Annotated in this window: 1 pseudogene; it reads left to right on the forward strand. The window is 79.1% G+C overall.

Annotation, left to right across the window (positions count from 1 at the left end):
* Positions 1–172: 172 nt before the first annotated feature.
* Positions 173–446 (forward strand): annotated as a pseudogene (locus VR44_RS20585) (SAM-dependent methyltransferase); the annotation flags it as partial.

Consider the following 446-nt stretch of genomic DNA (forward strand, 5'->3'; position numbering starts at 1 on the left):
GGGGTCCGGGGCGGAGCCCCGGAGAGCGGGTGAAGGGCGGGGCGAGGGGGTCGGCTCCGCGAAGCGGCGCCCCCGCAGCCCCCGCCGGGCCGGTTTCGTGGCCCGGCCGGGCGGGGAACAGCCCCGGAGGGAACGCGCCCGCCAGCCCCCACCCGCGTCCGGAGGCCGCCCCATGCCCGCCCAGCCCCCCGATCCCGTCCATCACCCCTGCTTCGCCCGGTTCTACGCCCGCGCGAGCACCGCCGCCGAGACCCACGCCGGGATCGGGGCACTGCGTGAGGAGCTCCTGAGCGGGGTGTCCGGCCGCGTCATCGAGATCGGCGCCGGCAACGGCCTGAACTTCGCGCACTACCCGCGCGCCGTCTCCGAGGTCGTCGCCGTCGAACCGGAGCGCACCCTGCGCCGGCTCGCGGCGGCCGCCGCGCTGCGCGCCGAGGTTCCGGTGG

Origin of the sequence: Streptomyces katrae, from assembly GCF_000966975.1 — a bacterium.
GTDB classification, from domain to species: Bacteria; Actinomycetota; Actinomycetes; order Streptomycetales; family Streptomycetaceae; genus Streptomyces; species Streptomyces katrae.